At 40.5% G+C, this 15,934-nt stretch carries 18 protein-coding genes; 1 reads left to right on the plus strand and 17 read right to left on the minus strand.

What is annotated here, in order from left to right:
- Positions 1-89: 89 nt before the first annotated feature.
- Positions 90-728, plus strand: a complete 639-nt coding sequence (locus LC455_RS10145) for a hypothetical protein (protein ID WP_223590442.1) — start codon at positions 90-92, stop codon at positions 726-728.
- 43 nt (positions 729-771) lie between these two features.
- On the opposite strand, the gene LC455_RS10150 is transcribed toward LC455_RS10145, so the two are convergent.
- The 17 genes from LC455_RS10150 to LC455_RS10230 all read right to left on the minus strand — a co-directional run bounded on the left by LC455_RS10150 (position 772) and on the right by LC455_RS10230 (position 15,875).
- Positions 772-3,015 (minus strand): AAA domain-containing protein, encoded by a 2,244-nt coding sequence (locus tag LC455_RS10150; protein ID WP_223590444.1) that lies wholly within the window; start codon positions 3,013-3,015, stop codon positions 772-774.
- A gap of 101 nt (positions 3,016-3,116) precedes the next feature.
- On the minus strand, positions 3,117-3,317 hold the full coding sequence (locus tag LC455_RS10155; protein ID WP_223590446.1) for a helix-turn-helix domain-containing protein: 201 nt from the start codon (positions 3,315-3,317) through the stop codon (positions 3,117-3,119).
- 159 nt (positions 3,318-3,476) lie between these two features.
- Positions 3,477-4,124, minus strand: a complete 648-nt coding sequence (gene deoC / locus LC455_RS10160) for a deoxyribose-phosphate aldolase (RefSeq protein ID WP_223590917.1) — start codon at positions 4,122-4,124, stop codon at positions 3,477-3,479.
- Positions 4,125-4,298: 174 nt separating this feature from the next.
- Entirely contained in the window at positions 4,299-4,562 is a 264-nt protein-coding gene (locus LC455_RS10165; RefSeq protein WP_223590449.1) for a EutN/CcmL family microcompartment protein, read from the minus strand.
- On the minus strand, positions 4,562-4,837 hold the full coding sequence (locus LC455_RS10170; protein WP_223590451.1) for a BMC domain-containing protein: 276 nt from the start codon (positions 4,835-4,837) through the stop codon (positions 4,562-4,564). Before LC455_RS10170 ends, LC455_RS10165 begins: the two co-directional genes overlap by 1 nt.
- Positions 4,838-4,840: 3 nt before the next feature.
- Entirely contained in the window at positions 4,841-5,125 is a 285-nt protein-coding gene (locus LC455_RS10175; protein ID WP_223590454.1) for a EutN/CcmL family microcompartment protein, read from the minus strand.
- 14 nt (positions 5,126-5,139) lie between these two features.
- Positions 5,140-5,595, minus strand: coding sequence for a ribose 5-phosphate isomerase B (gene rpiB, locus LC455_RS10180; protein ID WP_223590456.1), 456 nt, complete (start codon positions 5,593-5,595; stop codon positions 5,140-5,142).
- On the minus strand, positions 5,595-6,431 hold the full coding sequence (gene tpiA, locus LC455_RS10185; protein ID WP_223590458.1) for a triose-phosphate isomerase: 837 nt from the start codon (positions 6,429-6,431) through the stop codon (positions 5,595-5,597). The genes rpiB and tpiA overlap by 1 nt, the downstream gene beginning before the upstream one ends.
- Positions 6,432-6,442: 11 nt before the next feature.
- Entirely contained in the window at positions 6,443-6,721 is a 279-nt protein-coding gene (locus LC455_RS10190) for a BMC domain-containing protein (protein WP_223590918.1), read from the minus strand.
- A gap of 112 nt (positions 6,722-6,833) precedes the next feature.
- A complete protein-coding gene (locus LC455_RS10195) occupies positions 6,834-8,261 on the minus strand; it encodes an aldehyde dehydrogenase family protein (RefSeq protein ID WP_223590461.1) in 1,428 nt (475 codons plus the stop codon).
- 2 nt (positions 8,262-8,263) lie between these two features.
- Positions 8,264-8,563, minus strand: coding sequence for a EutN/CcmL family microcompartment protein (locus LC455_RS10200; RefSeq protein WP_223590463.1), 300 nt, complete (start codon positions 8,561-8,563; stop codon positions 8,264-8,266).
- Between the two features lie 14 nt (positions 8,564-8,577).
- Entirely contained in the window at positions 8,578-9,312 is a 735-nt protein-coding gene (locus LC455_RS10205) for a hypothetical protein (RefSeq protein ID WP_223590466.1), read from the minus strand.
- 5 nt (positions 9,313-9,317) lie between these two features.
- Positions 9,318-9,977 carry a phosphate propanoyltransferase gene (gene pduL / locus LC455_RS10210; protein WP_223590468.1) on the minus strand — a complete coding sequence of 220 codons (660 nt, stop codon included), beginning with the start codon at positions 9,975-9,977 and terminating at the stop codon, positions 9,318-9,320.
- Positions 9,970-10,932 (minus strand): sugar-binding transcriptional regulator, encoded by a 963-nt coding sequence (locus tag LC455_RS10215; protein WP_223590471.1) that lies wholly within the window; start codon positions 10,930-10,932, stop codon positions 9,970-9,972. Before LC455_RS10215 ends, pduL begins: the two co-directional genes overlap by 8 nt.
- A gap of 326 nt (positions 10,933-11,258) precedes the next feature.
- Positions 11,259-12,614: an aspartate aminotransferase family protein gene (locus tag LC455_RS10220; RefSeq protein WP_223590474.1), complete on the minus strand. Its 1,356-nt coding sequence runs from the start codon at positions 12,612-12,614 to the stop codon at positions 11,259-11,261.
- Between the two features lie 43 nt (positions 12,615-12,657).
- The gene (locus LC455_RS10225; protein ID WP_223590476.1) at positions 12,658-14,124 is read right to left on the minus strand and encodes a CoA-acylating methylmalonate-semialdehyde dehydrogenase; all 1,467 of its coding nucleotides are present in this window, start codon (positions 14,122-14,124) and stop codon (positions 12,658-12,660) included.
- A 134-nt stretch (positions 14,125-14,258) separates the two neighbouring features.
- Positions 14,259-15,875, minus strand: coding sequence for a PucR family transcriptional regulator (locus tag LC455_RS10230; protein ID WP_223590478.1), 1,617 nt, complete (start codon positions 15,873-15,875; stop codon positions 14,259-14,261).
- Between the last annotated feature and the right edge of the window lie 59 nt (positions 15,876-15,934).

The raw sequence follows: 15,934 nt of genomic DNA on the forward strand, positions 1-15,934 counted from the left end.
GTCTTCCTCCTTCTTTAGTTTTATCTTCTAGATGAATCTTCCTTGCATATCTTTAATACAAAAGGAAAAAAAGAAGGAGGAATCCATCCTTGAGTAAACTGGAATTTTTAGAAGCTAATCAAAATTTCAAAAGTTACTATAAAACACTACGCGATTTGAACAATTATTTAAGCAGCTCTCCTGAATTACAGACTGCAAACCAAACCATTACTCAATTAATCTTTGAATTTATTCGAATTAACGGTGTGACCTTTAGGCAAATGGACCGCGGCCAATTCGAACAAGAATATCAGATTTTTCAAGAGGACCTTTTAAATGTTATTCAAAACAGTGGTGAAAACAATGTTGATTTCAATAGGTTTGCTGCCCTTTTAGATGAAATAATCGGAATCGCGAATCTAAGGCAAGAGGCACTTGGAAAAATACAACGAACAAAACTAGAATCCCCATTAGGTGACGCTGATGAGGACGATGACGAAAGCTCTGATGAAGCCATAGAAATTAATGTGGAAGCTCAAGCGGAAATTACCGAAATACTCAACACTGCTGTTGAGGAGAGTAATGAAGAGGATACTATTGATCCTACAGTAAATAGCAATAATACTGTCAATGAATTGGAGAGCAGTGACGATTTTTCCACCATCGCGACTGATGAGGAAAGCAAAGAGGAATCAATAGAAAGCAGTAATGATGGTGATAAATATCGAACTTATCGGAGATATCGATAACAGTGCAAAAGAAAAAAGCATCGGTTGATGCTTTTTTCTTTTGCTACAGCCCATTGAACTGACTTAACAGGTACTCCGATATCTTCGCTGATTTTAGCCGTGCTGCAATAAATGGAGGCTTAATAGCCTTAATTCCCTCGATCATCATCCCAAGCCAAAAAATCTGCTTGTCGATCATAATAAAGGGAAATGGGATTCTCGCTTGTATTAATTGAGTTGGCCCTAAATCCGTCCAGTCCTCCTCCGAAAAAATAATGAAGGACGTTCGTTTATCTCTATTTTTCAATTTTAACTTCCAATCCTCCGACAGTTCGGTGCCATATGGTAGTGAGAGCATGATTGACGATCTGGCCGAATCAATATCCTGAAATACTTTTTCAAGCTTTCTAGCATGCATCCATTGTAATTTAGAATGCTGATTTCTGATCCAGCTACCAATTTCATTCTTTCTAACTGCTTGATTATGTCTCACTTGATGTTCGACTAACTGCCTTAATGTTTTCGAATGATATACATGTTTCTTTATAAACGCTTGATTGCTGACATGGATGAATTTTCCTTTCGTCCTGGTAACGGCAACATTGATTAATCGTTCACTATCTGCGCCCGTTAATAGCATGCCAGCACGTTCCTGCGGTTCACCATCAACTGTATCGAAAACCATCACATCCCGCTCGCTGCCCTGGAATCGATGCACAGTTGCTGAAATAATATCTGCGTTTAAGCGTTCGTTTTCATATACATCCTCTAATAACAATTCCATTAAATTGGCTTGAGCCCGGTATGGTGTTACAAAACCAATAGAACGTGCTCCCCCTAAAAAGGATTCATGAATTACCTGAAAAGATAGCAGCAGCTGCCATAGATTTAGCCTTGAATTAGAGTTTTTTTCTGATATGCAATGTGCTCCAGTAAAGCTTGAATCAACTAAAATAGAAGCAAGTCCAGAAAATGGTTGATTTTCAACAATTGCATTTCGTGATTTTCGAACACTTTCATGATCACCCACAAGCGAATGATAAATGTATTGATTGGTAAAGGATGAAATGTCCGGATGCATCCTTCGCTGTTCTTTTAGTAAAAATAAATGCGGATGCAGCTTGCCTTCCTTAACCCACTCAACCACTCCGGCCCGATGAAATATATCTTCCTTCAACCATTCGTTTACTAAAGCATCTCTGGATGCAGCAATCGACGGCAGCTGCTTAAAATCACCGCAAATGATGACTCTTCTTCCTAATGATGCTGCAAATCCGGCTTGAGGAACATAGGCCATGCTCGCCTCGTCGAGAATGACTACGTCAAAATCCTTATCATATATCACGGGATCACTCGCAGCTTTAGCAAGTGTAGTACCTACAATATACGCATTCTTGACAAACTCAATCTCCTTTTGGCGAATTTTCTCAAGGACCTTCGCAATCTTGGTCTCCAGCTCCAGCAATGAATCGGTGTCTCTTTTACTAAAAGAACGCGCTAAATCTTGTTTAAGCTTCCGTCTTTCCTCAACTAAAAGTTCTTTGTCCGCTGCAAGCTCTGGGTCTTGTTTCTCGAGCAGTTGACTGGTTGTAACCGTATCATGATTGGCAAGCTGTTCACCTGTTAGAAACCCATAGCGAAGGATGTCCCCTTCATTAAATCGATTTTTCTTGGTAACAAAGCTTGAAATCTCACCTATCAGGACATCGACTGCTTGGTTACTATGTGATAATATGAGCACTCGCTTTTCCTGGAAATATTTATTTGCAGCCACTCTCGCAAGGGTATACGTTTTACCAGTTCCAGGAGGTCCCCAGACAAAAGTGACAGGATTATATTTTGATCGTAATAATAACTCATGAACATTACTTTTTATTTTTTCCTGCGGGTGCTTTGCCGGCATCGAGGGATCCATCAAGGTCTTTATCCGGAGACGTTTCTGCTTATTTTTTTTTATTTTATCCAGGCGCTGAATTAGCTGTTCGAGTAATTCCCAAGGATCATGAATTAGATAAGCCTCATCTACTAAATCGCTGAATGATTTCTCTATGGATAGCATGACCCCATTACCCTCTGAAGACAGGACACGTCCTGATTGCTTCATACTGCCCCATTCTAGTTTAATCGCTGTACCCACTGGTATCCGTAAATTACCAGATGTATCAAAATAATAGGTATACGAACCTTCGGTAGAGAGCAGCCTTCCATTTGTAATGAGGTATTTATTACTGCCGTATATTTTTAAATAGTTTATTTCATTTTGCAGTGCCTGCTGCCATTCTTTAATATAAGCTGTTATTGATGTCATTTTTCTCTTCCTTCTAAATAAAAAAAGCTCAATCATTTAAAGATTGAACTTTTTGCTAATGGAATTACTATACCATGTTGTCTATAGGTATTCCAATATTATTAGATAGATACATCACCAATTGAGAATGTGCAATTTAATACATTGGATATTTTTGCTAATGTGGAAATTTGTACATCCTGATCGCCTTCTTCAATGGCAGCGATGGTTTCGGCATTTAGGCCTGACAAAAGGGCAAGTTTTTCTATTTCAATTTCACGATTTAATCTAATTTTCTTTAATTGATGTCCAATATTGTTCATTCGAAACACCCCTTTTGTATGTAAGCGATTACATTCCGTTAATATCATTATAGTAAAATATCTAAAAATTATCAATACTTTTAGAATGGAATATAAGAAAATTGAGTTTTTCATATAGAAAAAAACTATATGAAAAACTCAATTTTTCCACGGAACATTTTAATATCCGGTTCCTTGTCCGCCAGTAATAATCGCAATACTTGAGCTTGCACCAATTCTTGTCGCGCCAGCTTGAATTAGTTTTCGTGCTGTATCTAAATCTCTAACACACGCTGAAGCTTTTACGCCCATATCTGGTCCAACTGCCTCGCGCATTAATTTGATATCTTCCGCTGTTGCACAGCCTGGTCCAAAACCGGTTGATGTTTTAACAAAATCAGCACCGGCCATTTTTGCCAAAATACAAGCCTTTTTCTTCTCTTCAATTTCTAGCAGTCCTGTTTCAATAATAACCTTAACTGGCGCATGACCTTTAGCGGCTAATACTACACCTTCAATGTCCTTTTTAACGGTTTCAAAGTCACCGGATTTTAATGCCCCAACGTTAATGACCATGTCGATTTCAGTTGCACCGTTCGCAATCGCATCACGAGTTTCTGCGATTTTTACAAACGTGCTAGTCGCTCCTAATGGGAAGCCAACAACTGTTGTAATACCTACACCAGAGCCTTTAAGTTCTTTTGCCGCAGTCTGCACCCAATACGGATTCACACAAACAGTCGCAAATTTATGTTCCTTTGCTTCTTCACAAAGCTTCACAATTTGGTCCTTTGACGCTTCTGGCTTTAATAAAGTATGGTCGATCATTCTTGCAACAGATGGACCAGTAATAATGTTGGAAGAAGAACCTTCTTTATAGGTTACGTTTCCGGAAACAACAGGTTTTGCTTCGTTCAACTCTTGTTTATTGGTTAATTGCTGCATGATTTGATTGGTAATTTGTTCCACTAATGCTTCGATTTGCATCTTGCTCACCTCACGTTATTCTAATCGATCAACGATTCCGGCAATGACGGCATCAAACGAACCCTTAGGATCTTCTAATATGTCACGTGCCGAGCCACCTTCCTCAAGTAAAAGCACATAATCGCCAACCCCGGCATGGAACCGATCAAATGCAATGATCGGTTCGCCGAATTCTTTACCCGCGGCATCAACCGGAATGACAACCATTAGTTTTTTGCTTTGATGGCTGGGTGTCTTTATCGTTGAAACGACATTCCCAACGACCTTTGCTAGTTTCATTATTTTACAACTGGAAGAATTTTTTCGATATCTGAATGTGGTCTTGGGATAACGTGTACTGATAAGAATTCGCCTACACGCTGTGCAGCATCTGCACCTGCTTCTGTTGCCGCTTTAACTGCACCAACATCTCCGCGAACCATGACACAAACTAAACCGCCGCCAACATTAACCTTTCCCAGTAAAGTTACGTTAGCTGCTTTTGTCATCGCGTCTGCTGCTTCGATTGCTCCTACCAAACCCTTTGTTTCGATCATTCCTAATGCATTGCTCATTTATTATTCCTCCATTCGTTTCGTTACATTATAGTAATCAATGATTCCTAAAATCCCAGCATCAGATGGGACTAAATCTTTGTTAAGTGGTAAGGAAGACTCCCGGCTTTTTGCCAGATAAACGAGATCTCCTTCCCCCGACTGTCCAATCGTATCTATAGCCACAAGTGGTTTGCCTTTATCCTTCAACTGGTCATCAACCGGTTGGACAATCAGAAGCTTTAAACCTCTTAAATTATCATTTTTATGAGTACAAACCATATTTCCAATCACTTTGGCTACGAACATATTTTAACCTGCCTTTATCTGTGTAAAAACCGACTTTCAATTTCCATGATTTTAGTAACGCGGCGATCATGACGGCCGCCGGCAAAATCAGTTTCCAGCCAAGTTTTCACTAATTGCTTAGCCAGACCTTCACCGATAAACTGCCCGCCAATCGATAACACGTTGGCGTTATTGTGCTCTTTGCTGTTGATGACTGAGGATAAATCCCAGCACACTGCACCGCGAACACCTGGTATTTTATTTAAAACCATGCCGCTGCCTACACCGACACCATCAATCATGATGCCAACGTAGTCATCATTTGTGGCAACCGTTTCACCCACTAAAAAAGCGATATCGGGATAATCTACTGATTCGTTTGCCTTACAGCCAAAATCAAGATATTCATAGCCTAGTTCCGTTAAGTAGGCTTTTAACTTTTCTTTCAGTTCGTATCCACCATGGTCACTGCCAATCGCAACTTTTTTCATTACCTTTGTTCTCCTTTGGCAAATACATTGATAATTCCATCAAAAGACTGGGGATTTAAGCTAGCGCCTCCGACCAGGACACCATCAATATCCGGCATCGCACTGTATTCGGCAACATTGCTTTCATTAACAGAACCACCGTATAAAATCGAGATGCTATCTGCATTTTCACCCAGGATTTGTTTTAAAACAGAACGGATATAAGCATGAGTTTGTTGAGCTAATTCAGCTGTTGCTGCCTGTCCTGTTCCAATGGCCCATACCGGTTCATAGGCAATAATAAAATTGCTGGAATCTATATCTTTTAGGGCTCCAACTAGCTGGGTCGTTAAGACGTGTTCTGTTTGCATCGAATTTTTCTGACCCAGCGTTTCTCCTATGCAGATAATCGGGATGAGTCCTGCTATGATTGTCTGCTTCACTTTTAAATTCACTAAATCATCATCTTCACCCGCATATTGTCTTCTTTCTGAGTGGCCGATTATCACATATTCACAGCCAACATCCTTTAACATATTTGTGGATGTCTCACCAGTGTAGGCACCTTTCTCAGCCCAATGGACATTTTGTCCACCTAGATGAATCGGCTTTCCAGATTGTTTAATAAAAAGATGAGCGGGATAAAGCAGCTGCGCAGGCGGACAAACAACTACTGAAACTTCCATGCTGCTGCTTATTTTTTGAAAAAATTCTGCTGTGGTACTAAGTGTATTGTTCATTTTCCAATTGGCAATAACATAGGTCTGCCGATCGCTTTGGATTTGCAGCTCGCCAAGTGTGTGAACAATCGTGTCCCTTACGAGATTTTTGATAAAGCCTTCAATGGATTGTTCCATTTCGCTTCCCCTTATTCACTCTTTGGCAGGATACCTTCAACATCGCCGTTTGGACGTGGGATCACGTGTACTGAAAGAAGTGTTCCAACGCGTTGAGCTGCTTCTGCACCAGCTTCTGTTGCGGCTTTAACTGCGCCTACATCTCCGCGAACCATAACGGTTACAATACCTGCACCCACTAATTCTCTGCCCACTAATGTAACATTTGCTGCTTTAACCATTGCGTCTGCTGCTTCGATTGCACCCACTAAACCTTTTGTTTCAATCATTCCTAATGCTTCTTGACCCATGATATTTCCTCCTTTAGGAACCTCTAATTTTTGTTTTATTTGCTTTTCTGATTTTTCTGATTGTGAAGTGACGGTCTTTTCATCTTTAGATTTTGCCAATTAACACACCCCACTAGATAATTCTAAATCCATCTACTAAAACGCAGCGGCGCTGACGTGTAAATGTTTTTGCGCTGGTTAAACCTTCACCGGTAGGACCGGCAATTGTCAGGGTCGTGAAGCCCTCACTTTCAAAGCCTAATCCCGAAACAGAAGGACCATTTTTCACAAAAATAGTTGCTTGAATTTCCTGTGCCATTTTTGTCAAATTGGTGATGTTTTGTGAATGCATAATTGCAGTGTGGCGGTTGCCTTTTTCAGCGATTACTGCTAATTCAATGGCTTTATCAACGTCAGGGACTCTGACGATTGGTAAAATTGGCATTAACATTTCTGTCATCACTAATGGGTGATCCTTGTTGGTCTCTGCAATAATCAATCTCACATCAGGACTGGCCTGAATGCCAGCTGCTTGTAAGATAACATTTGCATCCTTTCCGATAAAGTCACGGTTCGGATAAAACTTATCACCTTTCTTAACAAGGACTTTTTCAAGCAGTTTTTCGAATTGGAAGCCTTTAAGCTCAATCGCTCCATTCTTCACCATTTCAGATTTAAGGGCATTTGCCACTTTTTCAACAACAAAGACCTCTTTTTCAGCCGTACATAAAACGTTGTTATCAAAGCTTGCTCCCTTGACAATATCAGCAGCTGCCTTTGAAATAATCGCAGTTTCATCCACGACGACTGGCGGATTTCCAGGACCGGCTGCAATGACCTTTTTGCCTACAGCCATCGCTGCCTTTACCACAGGACCGCCGCCTGTAACAACCAGTGCATTTACCTGTGGATGGTTCATGACCTCTGCCGACGTTTCCAGATTTGGCGCCGCTACCGAGGTCAAAGTATTTTCTGGTCCTCCCGCAGCCACAATGGCTTCGTTGAGCAGCTGCATCGTTTTAATCGAAACTAATTTAGCACTTGGGTGCGGGTTGTAAACAACCGTATTCCCTGCTGCAAGAAGAGAAATCGAGTTATTGATAATCGTTGCAGCCGGGTTTGTGGATGGAGTAATCGACCCAATTACACCAATTGGTGCATATTCCACAAGCGTTAACCCATCATCACCTGAATAAGATGTGCTGATTAAGTCTTCCAAGCCAGGTGTTTTGTTCGTGGCTAGTAAAATTTTTGCAACCTTATCTTCCACTCTTCCAAGGCCCGTCTCTTCAACAGCCAGCTTAGCCAGTTCATTGGCATGCTTTCGGCTTACTTCACGCATATTCTCAATCATTTGTCTTCTTACAGCCACTGGAAGCTTGCGAAGCTTTTCCCATGCAAGTCTTGCTGCTGCAGCTGCTTCGTCAACAGTGGTAAACACACCATTTCCAAAGCTGACTTCTGGTAATGAAGAAACCGGGCTGCTGTCTGGCTGACTTTGACCTAATTGTTGCAGTACTTGTTCAACCATTTTTTTGATATCGGTTTCATTAATTTGCAAAATTAGCTCTCTCCTTTGTTAAAGGTTAAGGATCCTTGAATTTCTATTTGATCAACAATTCCTACAATAGCCGCATCAACTGGAACACCGTTTGTAATTTCTGTTTGTCTGGCCGAGCTACCGCTGACAAGCAGGACAACTTCACCAACACCAGAACCTACAGTATCTATCGCCACTAAGGGTTTTCCGTCTGCCTCAATCGTTTTCATATCCAGAGGATGAACAATGAGGAGCTTTTTCCCTTTTAGCTTTTCTGCTTTGGTTGTTGAAACAATGGAACCAACCACTTTACAAATGATCAAATGCGTCCCTCCTTTCAAGGAGAAGTTTTTGTTATTTGAATTTTGAGTTCCTTCGCTAAGTCCTTAGCAGAAGGTGTCACCCTGCTCTTGTCAGGAACCACGATTTCCTTCAGTCCATCCTGAAATGCTTTTTCTACATGTTTTGCGAGAATGAGAGACTGCTTTTCCTTATATGCCGTTTGCTGAGCATCGACCGTTTGCGCAAGTTTACTGAGCGGTACCCATTTCACCTGATCCGCCTGAATTTGCCTAATGTAGGACTGCAAGCGTTCCTGAAGAGAATGGGGCGCATGAATTAGCTGGTAGACATTTGGCTCGATATAATCTTTAGCTATTACAACCGGTTTACCAAGCAATTGATATTGTAGAGCCAGCCATACGGCCAATTCATCATCCATTGTTAAGGCAAGCTTCGATAATAAGCGATAAGAAGCAACCGGTACAACCAGAGTACTGCAACTCTCCACAATTCTATTTAATTCCTGCTGCGAAGTCTCATCTAACAAAACATATGGCTTTCCACCTAACGCAGCATGTGAAGGCAGCCAATCTTTTGATAAAATCAATGTCACCTCGTAGGAATCGATTAGCGAGGTAACCGCTTCCAAAACTACTGATGGATTTTGAGATTGATAGCCTAAAAGAATGGCGATTGATAGTTTTTCTTTTTCTTTTCCTTGTAATTGTTCTTTTAAGTAGGCTTCGACTACCTGCTGGACAAGCATTTTCACCTTCGTTTTGACATCCACCAGATTCAGCCTCCGCTCACTTGATTTCGACTTTCAACGGCTATAATTTCACCTAAATGTCCATTTTCGATGTTGGCCGCATTGGCTTCATCAAGGTCGATATGCATCTCTAGCTTGTATTTAGATGATACCCGAATAAGCACATTTGAAAAAATAATGCCGCGTGGACCGTCGACCTTTACTTGTACCACATCGCCATCTGCCACACCAAAGGCTTCACCATCACTGGTATGCATATGGATATGGCGCGCCGCGCAAATTAAACCCTCTTTAATCGTGATTTGGCCGCGCGGTCCCTGAATCGTAATAGATTCAGAACCTTTTAGATCACCAGAATTACGTATCGGCGGCTTAACTCCCAATGTGAAACCATCAAATAAAGATACTTCCACTTGTGTATTTCCTCTTGCCGGACCAAGAACACGGACGTTTGGGATTTTTCCCTTTGGCCCAATCAAAGTCACGGATTCCTTTGCGGCAAATTGATTCGGTTGTGACAAATCTTTAAGTTTATTTAACTGATATCCCCGGCCGAACAATCTTTCAACATGTTCTGGTGATAAATGGATATGCCGATTGGAAGCAGCAATTGGTACCTGCTTTGCTTTTTGAAGCATATCATTGACAATTTCTTTGACTAGTTCCCTAATTTTCTCCTTATCCATTTATGTTATCACCCCCCATTTCGAGTAAGGCTTTTGCAGTGTACTGATCGGTTATTAGGACATTGGCGTGCCGGCCGTGAAGGGCACCATAAATACCGTCCACTTTTGTATTTCCACCTGCAATTAAGATGCCATATTCTTTTTCAGATAAATGGGAGAGTTCAATCCCAATAGTACGGTCATTTAAAGCCTCGTGGCTTATTTTCCCTTCGATATCAATAAATCGAGAACAAATATCACCAACGGTTTGATTCTTCCGTAAAATTTCAATGTCATTATCTAAAAAGTACCCTGCATGCATCAGCGTTGATTGTTCACCCGGTTCCCCTACCGTGAAAATGGCAATATTGGCCTTTTGACCTAATTCCATAATTTTTTTCACATGCCGATCCGCAACAATTGCTTGCTTTACGACAATATGATCCACCACCGCCGGTACGGGCAGGAAATGGGGAGTAGTATGAAAGGCATTTGCCAAACCGTTTATTATTTCTGATGCATACGTATTAGATTCTGAGTAACTCACCCCACCATTAAGCTGGACTATCGTAACATCCTTTACATTCTTTGGCTGAAGTTTTTTCACGAGTTGATAAAGGGTTGTTCCCCAAGTTATTCCGATGGTATCGCCACTTTGTACAATTTTATGCAAGAATTCGGCAGATACTTCTCCTAGTTTCTCTTTTATTAGTTCGTCCTCATATTCAGGGATTGAGGCGACAATGCAATGCTTTAATTGGAATTTTTCCTTTACGTGCATTGCGAGCTCCTGGACATCTTCGGCGGGATCACATATTATGATATGGACAACACCTTCTTGAACAGCTTGCAAAAGAAGCCTTGAAACGGTGGGGCGGGAAATACCTAACTTTTTCGCTATTTCTTGTTGGCTGTAGTCTAATTGATAATACATTTTCGCTACTTCAACAAGGCGCATAATTTTTTCATCCGCCATAATCAAGTCACCTTTTTAATAAATTTATGAAGATTGCATATCTATTTTTCAAAAAGAAAACGGTTACAACCTTTTACAAAAAAATATTTTACTTTAGTTTACCTAGTATGAAATTATGTAAATCTTCAATGAACGTTTGTTAAGTTAATTATAACCTTTCAAATCTATCTGTCAATTATTCTATCGAAAGATTTCGACATTTTTTCACTGATTTCACAGAATTTAAGCAGAATTGACAATTTTGTCGATTTTTTGACTTTTAAACATGAAAAAAAGAGCATTTATCATTTACAGAATGTAAAGACAAATGCTCTTTTTCGTAATACCTAAAGTATTTTATTTAGAGATTCAGTTAGCGTCTTAATTAAAAAGTTCAAATCCTTTTGTTCAATATTTAACGGGGGTGCCAAGGTGAGCACATTATTGTATCCTGCTACCGTAGCTCCATTTTTTCCGATGATAATGCCTTTTTCCTTACAGTTTGTAATCACTTGATTGACAAGTGCTGGATCTAACGGTTCTTTCGTCGTTTTATTACTTACAAGCTCAATCCCGATTAATAGGCCCTTTCCACGGACATTTCCTACATATGGATGGTCTTGTAAAAGAGTAGTTAAATCATTTAGAAGCTGTTCGCCTAAATCTCGCGAACGATCAAACAGATTTTCTTTTTCCATGATTTCGAGGTTTTTTAACGCCAAGGCACATGCTGCGGGATTTCCTCCAAACGTGTTCACGTGACGGAAATAATCATATTCTTCGGATCCTTTAAACGCTTCGTAAATGTCCTTGCGAACCGCGGTCGCGGATAATGGCAAATAGGCACTTGTAATCCCCTTGGCCATGGTAATGATATCCGGTTTCACACCATAATTCATGAATCCAAATGGTTTACCCGTACGGCCGAAGCCGCAAATCACTTCATCAACAATTAAAAGGGCTCCATGTTTTTCACAAACCTCTTTTGCCGCCTTCATATACCCATCTGGGGGAATAAGCACTCCGCCGCCGGTAATGATTGGTTCCATGATCATGGCCGCAATGGTTTCACTTAGTTCCCAAGTCATCGTACGGTCGATTTCTTTTACGGAAGCTAATTCCTTTGGATCTTGCACATTTGTGTCATCACGATAGGAATCCGGCGGAGATACATGGATAAAGCCCGGTGCCAGCGGCTCATATTTATATTTTCTTTGCGCCTGCCCCGTTGCTGCTAGTGCTCCCATAGAATTGCCATGGTAGGCACGGTAGCGGGACATAATTTTAAAGCGGTTATGCTCTCCCTTTTGCTGATGGTATTGACGAACAATCTTAAAGGCTGTTTCATTCGCTTCAGAACCGCTGTTTGAGAAAAAGATTACGTATTCATCGCCGAGCATTTCGTTTAATTTTTCTGCTAGTTTGATAGCAGGAACATGGCTCTGTGATAGCGGAAAATACGCCATCTCTTTTAATTGTTCGTACGCTGCTTCCGCCAATTCCGTTCTTCCATATCCAACATTCACACACCATAGTCCTGACATCGCATCTAAATAACGTTTGCCATCCACATCTGTTACCCAAGAACCCTCAGCCTTTTCTACAATAACCGTAGCATTGGGATTATAAGGCTTCATCGAATGCCAAACATACTTATCATCTTGCTCTTGAAACGTGTCTTGGGGACGACTTGTTTGAACCATACCGTAATTTTCCTCCTTTTCCGTATCGGTGCCTGACACCATTTTATGCGTCAAAGCGTGAAGTAATCATTTTTTTACGAGTATAGAAGTTTACACCGTCTTTACCATTTACGTGCATATCACCGTAGAAGGAATCCTTCCATCCAGAGAATGGGAAAAACGCCATTGTTGCTGGGACACCTACGTTAATGCCGAGCATTCCTGCGTCCGCTTCTTCACGGAACTGTCGAATAGCCTTTGCATTGTTGGTATAAATGGTTGCACCATTACCGAATCTTGATTTACGGATATATTCCAACCCTTCATCTAAATCGTTTGCACGAAGTAGACTTAATACTGGTGCGAAAATTTCTTCTTTTGCAATTGTCATATCCGGTGTAACGTGATCGAAAATCGTTGGTCCTAAGAAATTGCCTTCAGGAAGTTCATCCATTTCTTTACGTCCGTCTCTAATTAAGTCTGCGCCTTCCTCTAAGCCTTTTTCAATGTATCCAAGAACTTTATCGCGGTGTTCCTTACGGATGACCGGGGTTAACAGTACTTCTTCATCCATCCCGTTCCCAATGATTAATTCATCCGCCTGTTTCTTTAATGCGTTTACAAATGGTTCATTATCACCGACTACGACAACGGCACTACAAGCCATACACCGCTGGCCGGCACTTCCGAAAGTCGAGCTGATGATATGCTGAACGGCCTTATTCATATCGGCATCCGGCATTACAATATGATGATTTTTCGCTCCGGAAAGGGCTTGAACACGCTTGCCTGCAGCAGCAGCACGCTCATAAACATATTTGGCAACCGGCTGTGAACCGACAAAGGAAATGGCGGCAATATCCTTATGCTCAAGAAGGCCATTTACAACATCATGGGAACCATGGACGACGTTTAACACTCCTGGAGGTGCACCAGCTTCAGTAAATAATTCTACTAATCTATTGGCTAAAATTGGGGTACGCTCAGATGGCTTCAGCACAAACGTGTTACCACAGGCAACTGCTAGAGGGAACATCCATAAAGGCACCATCATTGGGAAGTTAAACGGTGTAATCCCGCCAACTACTCCTAGAGGGTAACGGAACATTTCGGAATCAATATCCTCAGCAATACCAGAAAGAGTTTCACCCATGATCAATGTCGGAGCACCCGCAGCAAATTCTACGCACTCAATGCCGCGTTGAACTTCCCCATACGCTTCCTTGTAAGCCTTTCCATTTTCCAAAACGATTAATCTTGCTAATTCCTCATGGTTTTCTGTTAATAGATAGTGATATTTAAAAAGAATCCTTGCACGTTTTGGAACAGGCACGTTTTTCCACTTTTTAAAGGCTTCTTTCGCTGCTGCAACCGCAAGATCAACATCTTCTTTTGTGGAAACAGGGACCTTTGTCAGGATTTCATTCGTCGCTGGGTTTGGCACATCCAAAGTTTGAGTACTATTTGAGCTCACCCATGCTCCGTTAATATAATTGTTTAAAATAGCAGTGTCCTTTTTTGTTACGCTCATCTATATTCCTCCTTATTTATATAACAATTGGAATTACTATCATTATCTCGCATGTATGAATTGCTTTCATTAGACATACTGTAAAATGTCTGCGAAGATTTCTTCGACAAATTGAACATTCATTTAACATTTCATCATCGGACTTGATTAATTACACCTGGTTTCGACCCTGATAAATAATCATGGACAAGCAGCATAAATTCGATCGCCACTCGCTTTTCATGATCCATAAAATCTTCTCCCAGCAGGTTCTCAAGCTTTTGCAGACGATGGTAAAGTGTTTGTCTTACAATAAAAAGCTTGTTTGAAGTTTCCTGCTTTGAGCCGTTACACTCTAAATAGGCTTTTAATGTTTCTAACAGCTTGCCATTATATTTTTGGTCATATTGTATAACCGGATAAAGGTATTCCGATGCAAGCTCCTGTAAATCCGTATATTTGCTCATTTGTGAAATAAGACGATACAAATGTAAATCCTCATAAAAATGGTAGATTTGTTTATTCGTCATTTTTTGTTGGATTCGAATAGTTTCCTTCGCTGTTTGATAGCTTTTATGTACATCCCTTAAGGATTCGGTAAACTTACCGGCAGCAATGATAAACCCAGCAGAACTTTGCTTTCGGATAAACTCGGATTCTTGAAGAGAATCCACTGCTTTTTTTATTCGTTCCTTTAGATTCTTTTTCGCCCGGCTGTTTAATAGGATAAACGTAATCTCATTTCGTTTTTCAACAGAAAAAACCACAAAACCATTCTGCTCAAAAACAGAGCGAAACAGTAATTTCAGGTATGTTACATCATTGATCGATTTATCTTTGATTGGAAAAAGCTTCGTTATCAGAACTACTACATCGCTGGTTTTCGTTTTTATCCCATTCTCTATTAGATATTCCTGAATGCCTTCTATGGAATGTTCGCCCTCCAGCCAGCCATGCAGCCATTCAAACTCTTCTACCCGCTTTTTTTCCTCAACATATAAATCTCTTAAAAGATGTTGCGCTAAAGCTGTACCAGTCCTGTCTAAAATTAATAAGTCGTATTCGCTGATCGGAATATCCTTCGAGTAAATGATTAATTCTGCATACTCTTGACCGAACAAAAAGATAGGTGAAATAGCGATTTGCTGACTTGGATTTTGTTTGGCCACATCAATCTTAGAAAGAATAATCGCTTCGTCAGTGCGATTGATTTCCGGGACAAATTCGTAATCCTTGTTTTTCATTCGAAAGATGATTTGCACGTCAAGAGCAGAAAAAATAAATTGAAGAATATCCTCGTATGTTTCAATGGTAAGAAGTCTTTTATTTAAACTTTGCGAGTAATCCTCCAGATCCGCTATTTTCTGATATTGCTGATTAATGATAACCGAATGAATATCCTGCGTGATTTCCACAAATGGTACTTCCTCCTCAAAAATAATGATCGGGAATTGATTTTCATTCGCAAACTCAATCACTTCAGCAGGAATTTCTGACACATAGGTCCCAATTTCAATGCAAAGGCCTGCCGCATTGTTTTTATAAAATTGTTTCACCATCGAGATAAATAAATCTACATTATCTTTCCAGGCAACACCAGTGGATAAAATTAGCTCGTGACCGTTTAATAGATTTCGAATACTCGTTGCCTCTACGACATGAACCCATTTAACAATCTGTTGAACTCCATCATGCCCGGCAATAACGCGGGCATTTTCGAAGTGCTTTCTATTTAAAATATCCGCTACCTTCAGTTGAAAATGTTCTTTCATCGTTTTGCTCTCCTTATAGAAAGGAAATTTTTTAAGAAAAAGGATTGGTTCTTCTACCA

It is taken from the genome of Neobacillus bataviensis (genome assembly GCF_019969725.1).

Bases quoted from the DNA above. Each gene is read 5' to 3' on its own strand.
- pduL (WP_223590468.1), bottom strand. From the start codon at position 9,977: ATGGATAAGGAGAAAATTAGGGAACTAGTCAAAGAAATTGTCAATGAT.
- LC455_RS10170 (WP_223590451.1), bottom strand. From the start codon at position 4,837: ATGAGCAATGCATTAGGAATGATCGAAACAAAGGGTTTGGTAGGAGCA.
- LC455_RS10225 (WP_223590476.1), bottom strand. From the start codon at position 14,124: ATGAGCGTAACAAAAAAGGACACTGCTATTTTAAACAATTATATTAAC.
- LC455_RS10175 (WP_223590454.1), bottom strand. From the start codon at position 5,125: ATGTTCGTAGCCAAAGTGATTGGAAATATGGTTTGTACTCATAAAAAT.
- tpiA (WP_223590458.1), bottom strand. From the start codon at position 6,431: ATGGAACAATCCATTGAAGGCTTTATCAAAAATCTCGTAAGGGACACG.
- LC455_RS10190 (WP_223590918.1), bottom strand. From the start codon at position 6,721: ATGGGTCAAGAAGCATTAGGAATGATTGAAACAAAAGGTTTAGTGGGT.
- LC455_RS10165 (WP_223590449.1), bottom strand. From the start codon at position 4,562: ATGAAACTAGCAAAGGTCGTTGGGAATGTCGTTTCAACGATAAAGACA.
- deoC (WP_223590917.1), bottom strand. From the start codon at position 4,124: ATGATCGACCATACTTTATTAAAGCCAGAAGCGTCAAAGGACCAAATT.
- LC455_RS10215 (WP_223590471.1), bottom strand. From the start codon at position 10,932: ATGGCGGATGAAAAAATTATGCGCCTTGTTGAAGTAGCGAAAATGTAT.
- LC455_RS10150 (WP_223590444.1), bottom strand. From the start codon at position 3,015: ATGACATCAATAACAGCTTATATTAAAGAATGGCAGCAGGCACTGCAA.
- LC455_RS10220 (WP_223590474.1), bottom strand. From the start codon at position 12,614: ATGGTTCAAACAAGTCGTCCCCAAGACACGTTTCAAGAGCAAGATGAT.
- LC455_RS10155 (WP_223590446.1), bottom strand. From the start codon at position 3,317: ATGAACAATATTGGACATCAATTAAAGAAAATTAGATTAAATCGTGAA.
- rpiB (WP_223590456.1), bottom strand. From the start codon at position 5,595: ATGAAAAAAGTTGCGATTGGCAGTGACCATGGTGGATACGAACTGAAA.
- LC455_RS10230 (WP_223590478.1), bottom strand. From the start codon at position 15,875: ATGAAAGAACATTTTCAACTGAAGGTAGCGGATATTTTAAATAGAAAG.